We start from the raw sequence: 4,372 nt of genomic DNA on the forward strand, positions 1-4,372 counted from the left end.
GAAGGAGGCGCGATGGGTGCTGGCCCCATAGGGAAAGGGGGGCAGGCAGACGGCCAGCGACGGTTCGGCCGCCGCCGCGCCCGCGCCGATGGCCCCGATGATGAGCGTGTCCGTGGAGAGGGGCAGGTGGTGGCCGTGCTGCTCGGTGTGGCCGATAGGGACGAGGATGCACTTGTCTCGGTCGGCGTCGGCCGGGAGGGGCAGAGCCTCGCGCAACTGGCTGCTGTGCCACTGCACCAGCGCCCGCGCTCCCAGGCCCAGGTCAAGCCCCTGCGGCTGGAGGGCGTAAACCCGGCTGAAGCCGTCGTCGGCCAGGCTGTCCAGCAGGTTGGACACCATCCGGGCGAACGGCGCATCGGCCACGGCCAGCCCACTGCCCGGCCAGCCGTAGGGGATGGCCGGCAGCAGGCCGGCGGCCGGCGGGTCGCCCAGCGCCTCGGCCAGCCGGCCCAGGTCGTACCCCTCGCCGAGCGGGATGACCAGCGGCGTGTCGCGCCGCAGCGCGGCCACTTCGGGCCAGGTGAGTTCGTCGTAGGCGAAGAAGCGGGTCAACGCGATCTCCCCAAGGCTTCTACGGCTTCGGCCGAGCCGTCGGCGTTCATCCATTCAGGCAGTCCCAAGGGGCGCGTCTGTTCGGGCGGCAGCGGCGACACGTAGGTGAACCCCTCCGTTCGCCTGTCGAAGTCGGCGCGGGCCGCCCGTCGCAGGTCGGCGTCGGTCAGCACATCCAGCGCGGTCATGGCCAGCACAGTGGCCGCCGCCAGCGCGCCCTTCAGGCCAATGGACGTGCCGCCGCAGGCGGTCACCGGCCAGGTGTGCAGGGAGACGCCCAGCGGCAGGGTTGGCATGATGACGCCCATTGTCGGGGTGCACCAACTCACGTCGCCCACGTCGGAGGAGCCGCCGATTGTCGGCTCTTTCTGGAGCGGGATGACGTTGGTCGCCAATCCTTTTTCGGCCACGCCCATCTCTTGTTGGCAGGCGCGGGCAAAAGCCTGCTCTGCTTCGCTCCAGGCTGGCGGGCCGACGCGTTCCAGGATGGCCTGCATGCGTTCGGCCAGCGGCGTGTTGGGCAGCAAGTCATGCAGGCCGTAATAGACGTTGACGCTCGCTCTGGTCTGGGTCGCCAGGGCCGCGCCGTCGGCGATCTGTCTCACCCACTCGGTCGTGGCGTTGACCCGCGCCCGGTCGGCGTCCCGTACTTTCAACCACATACGGGCGTAGTCGGGCACGATGTTCGGCGCGACGCCGCCCGCCTCATAGATGTAGTGCGTGCGGGCGGTCGGTTCCAGGTGCTCGCGCATGAGGTTGATGGCGTGGGCGGCCACCTCCATCGCGTCGAGGGCCGACCGTCCTTGCCACGGTTCGATACCGGCATGGGCCGTCCGGCCATGAAATTCGATCTTGATGGAGTTGTTGGCGGCCATGCGCGCGTTGATCACCGCGGCGATGGGGGCGGGATGCCAGTGGAAGCAGGCGTCGAGGTCATTGAACAGCCCTTCGCGCGCCATGTAGACCTTCGCCCCCTCCACTTCCTCGGCCGCGCAGCCATACACGCGCAGGGTCCCGGGCACGTTCGCCGCTTGCATGGCGTGTTTGACGGCGATGGCCGCGCCAGTCAGCCCCGCCCCCAACAGGTTGTGGCCGCAACCGTGGCCGCTCGTCTGGCCGTCGGCGCGGGCTTCCTGGCGCGGCACGGCGGCGTTGCCCAGACCGGGCAGGGCGTCATACTCGGGCAGGAAGCCGATCTTCGGCCCATCCCCCTGGCGCCACTCGGCGACGAACGCGGTGGGCACGCCGGCCGCGCCAACGCCGGTGACGGTGAAGCCGGCCGCCTCCAGTTCACGGATGTGGACGGCCGAGGAGTGGACTTCGTGCAGCGAGAGTTCGGCCAGCTCCCACACTTCAGCGCAGATACGCTCAATGGCCGGGCGCGCGGCGTCGATGGCCTGAGATACATCATCGTTCCCACGTTGTATGGGCATGGTGTTCTCCTACTATGGCGGCGGCCGGAACGAGCGACCGCGCGGGCGAGGGCGCTCCCTTTATCTGGTCTTGCGCGTCGCGTACTCGTTGCGGACGTGGGCGTTGAAATAGCGGCCGCGCGACTCAGCCTGGGCGAGCTCGTCATACACACTGGCGGGGACGCCGAAGTAGAGGTAGACCGAGCCGTCGTGGAACTCGATCTCCAATGCCTCGCTCTTCGGGAGGTAGCCAACGGAGGTGAGGGAGGAGGAAGCGGGGGGGCGCTGCATGGCGCTGTCGTCGTCGCCTTCCACGAGTTGCAGGCGCACCGGCTGGCCCGCCGCCAGGTCTAGCGCCTCCAGCGGGCGCAGAACGCCGCCGTCGTAAACGGCGGTGATGATCGTCTGGTTCATGGGGTACTTCTCCATTATAGTCTACACTTGTAGTCGGTCGTCAGAGCCAGGCTGGGAGACGAAGGAGAGAAATTGGCCCCGGCTCTATTTGGGAATCGAGATGATCTACGCATCGCCATAGGGCGAGTGCAGCCCAACTTAATCAGCGCTGATCGGATTGACGGTATGAAGTCCGGTTTGCTCAGCGGCCAGGAGAAGCCTGGCGTCCGCGCAGACAAAAGAAAATGTGGCCTCACCAGGCCCAAGGGCAGCGTGCAACCGCATCGCCGTCGCCAGTTGTATGGCGTCGGCGGCGCGCAACGGATGGGCTTGTACCACTTCACCGGCGAGTTGAATAACCGTTGCGTCTATCTCGGCGATTTGATACTGCATCGCAAAATGAAAGCGCAGCAAATCAAACTCGCGCGCCAATGCCGGTTCCTCGATGGTTCCCTCGCGCTTCCGACGGCTCAGAGCACTCAAGATCTCGACCCACGTCAGCCTTGATGTCCAGACAGTCGTATCTGCACGAGGCTGAGCGGTAGCCCAAACCCAACGTGATCCAGGCTCGCGAGCATAGCGCTTGACAAGCGCGCTTGAATCGAAGAAGTAGACCGTTACCATTCGCCGCGATCTTCGATAACCATTTCTGAGAGCGATTTGCCCGGGATTCGGCCCACTTCTTCGGCCAGCTGCCTAAGCTCCTCTTCCGAGATGGGTTCGATTCCTTCGAGTTCCTCCGGCGATGGACGCGGGGCCAAAATCCCCTCGGCGACTAACCTGGCTAAAAGCCGTTCCACTTCGCCATCTCTCTCGCGCGCCAGTATTTGTAGGTCGACGTGTTCTTGCTCCTCAAGTGATAGAGGTTGTAGAGGCCGCAGAACCCCTTTTTCATACACAGCTGTGATAATCTCAGCCATTTCATCCTCACACGTTGGCCCATCGATTTAAACGTACCCTATTATCGCCGATTACCGCCGCGCCGTAAATGCTCACTCATAAAGCCTACTCCCCACCAACTCCCCCTCCCGCCGCGCCACGTAGTCGTCCAGCGCCTCGACGATGGCCGGGTCGAGCGGCGGCGGCTCGTAGGCGGCCAGCATTTCCTTCCAGACGCGGTTGGCGCGGCGGGCGGTATCTTCGCTGCCCGCCGCGGCCCAGGCGTCGTGACCCCGCCGGTCGGCCAGCGAGGAGGCGTGAAAGGCGTCGCGGTAGCGCGCGGCGGTGTGGGCCGTGCCGAAGTGGTGGCCGCCCGGCCCCACCTCGGCGATGGCGTCCAGCGCCAGCGTGTCATCGTCCACGGCAAAGCCCTCCAGGAAGCGCTGGAACATGGCCAGGTTCTCCAGGTCGATGACGAACTTCTCGAAGGAGACAGTCAACCCGCCATCCACCCAGCCGGCGGCGTGCATGAGCAGGTTGGTGTGGGCCAGCACGGCCGGCCAGAGCGTCCACAGCGACTCATAGGCGGCCTGGGCGTCGGCCGTCTGGCTGGTGGTCAGCGCGCCGCTGCCGCGATAGGGCAGGCGGTAGCGGCGCGCCAGCTGCCCGCCCACGAGCGCCGCCCACGCTCCCTCCGGCGTGCCGAAGGCGGGGCTGCCGCCGCGCAAATCCACGTTGGTCGTGAAGCCGCCGTAGATGACCGGCGCGCCCGGCCGGACGAGTTGCGTGAGCGCCGCGCCGGCCAGCACCTCGGCGTTCTGCTGGGCCAGCGCCGCGGCCATCGTCACCGGACTCATCGCCCCGGCCAGGATGAAGGGGGTGATGAACGTCGCCTGGCCGGCGCGGGCGTAGCTGATCAGCCCGCCCAACATGCGCTCGTCGTAGCGCAAGGGGCTGTTGACGTTGATCACGTCGCCGGTCACCGGATCGCCGTCCAGGTCGCCGTAGACAAGACGCATCATCGCCAGCGTGTCGGCGGGGATGATGCGGCCGTGGGCGGCCTCCATGACGACCTTGTCGGTCAGCCGGAAGGCGGCGCGGACGCGGTGCAGGTGGCGGACGTTGACCGGCACGTC

General features: G+C 66.8%; 6 protein-coding genes. All 6 read right to left on the reverse strand.

Going from position 1 to position 4,372, the window contains the following annotated elements; translation table 11 throughout:
- On the reverse strand, positions 1–552 hold a 552-nt coding region (locus ACE3UY_RS01325; protein WP_374685748.1), incomplete at its 3' end, for a creatininase family protein.
- Positions 549–1,985 (reverse strand): amidohydrolase, encoded by a 1,437-nt coding sequence (locus tag ACE3UY_RS01330; RefSeq protein WP_374685749.1) that lies wholly within the window; start codon positions 1,983–1,985, stop codon positions 549–551. The genes ACE3UY_RS01330 and ACE3UY_RS01325, both read right to left, overlap by 4 nt.
- Positions 1,986–2,045: 60 nt before the next feature.
- Positions 2,046–2,378, reverse strand: a complete 333-nt coding sequence (locus tag ACE3UY_RS01335) for a KTSC domain-containing protein (RefSeq protein ID WP_374685750.1) — start codon at positions 2,376–2,378, stop codon at positions 2,046–2,048.
- A 138-nt stretch (positions 2,379–2,516) separates the two neighbouring features.
- Entirely contained in the window at positions 2,517–2,981 is a 465-nt protein-coding gene (locus tag ACE3UY_RS01340) for a type II toxin-antitoxin system VapC family toxin (protein WP_374685751.1), read from the reverse strand.
- Positions 2,975–3,277, reverse strand: coding sequence for an antitoxin family protein (locus ACE3UY_RS01345; protein ID WP_374685752.1), 303 nt, complete (start codon positions 3,275–3,277; stop codon positions 2,975–2,977). Before ACE3UY_RS01345 ends, ACE3UY_RS01340 begins: the two co-directional genes overlap by 7 nt.
- Positions 3,278–3,349: 72 nt before the next feature.
- On the reverse strand, positions 3,350–4,372 hold a 1,023-nt coding region (locus ACE3UY_RS01350), incomplete at its 5' end, for a trimethylamine methyltransferase family protein (protein ID WP_374685753.1).

It is taken from the genome of Promineifilum sp. (SeqCode) (assembly GCF_041918635.1).
Classification (GTDB): Bacteria; Chloroflexota; Anaerolineae; order Promineifilales; family Promineifilaceae; genus Promineifilum.

What these genes read in the sequence shown, in the direction of transcription:
- ACE3UY_RS01330 (WP_374685749.1), bottom strand. Translation starts at nt 1,985, where the DNA reads ATGCCCATACAACGTGGGAACGATGATGTATCTCAGGCCATCGACGCC.
- ACE3UY_RS01335 (WP_374685750.1), bottom strand. Translation starts at nt 2,378, where the DNA reads ATGAACCAGACGATCATCACCGCCGTTTACGACGGCGGCGTTCTGCGC.
- ACE3UY_RS01340 (WP_374685751.1), bottom strand. Translation starts at nt 2,981, where the DNA reads ATGGTAACGGTCTACTTCTTCGATTCAAGCGCGCTTGTCAAGCGCTAT.
- ACE3UY_RS01345 (WP_374685752.1), bottom strand. Translation starts at nt 3,277, where the DNA reads ATGGCTGAGATTATCACAGCTGTGTATGAAAAAGGGGTTCTGCGGCCT.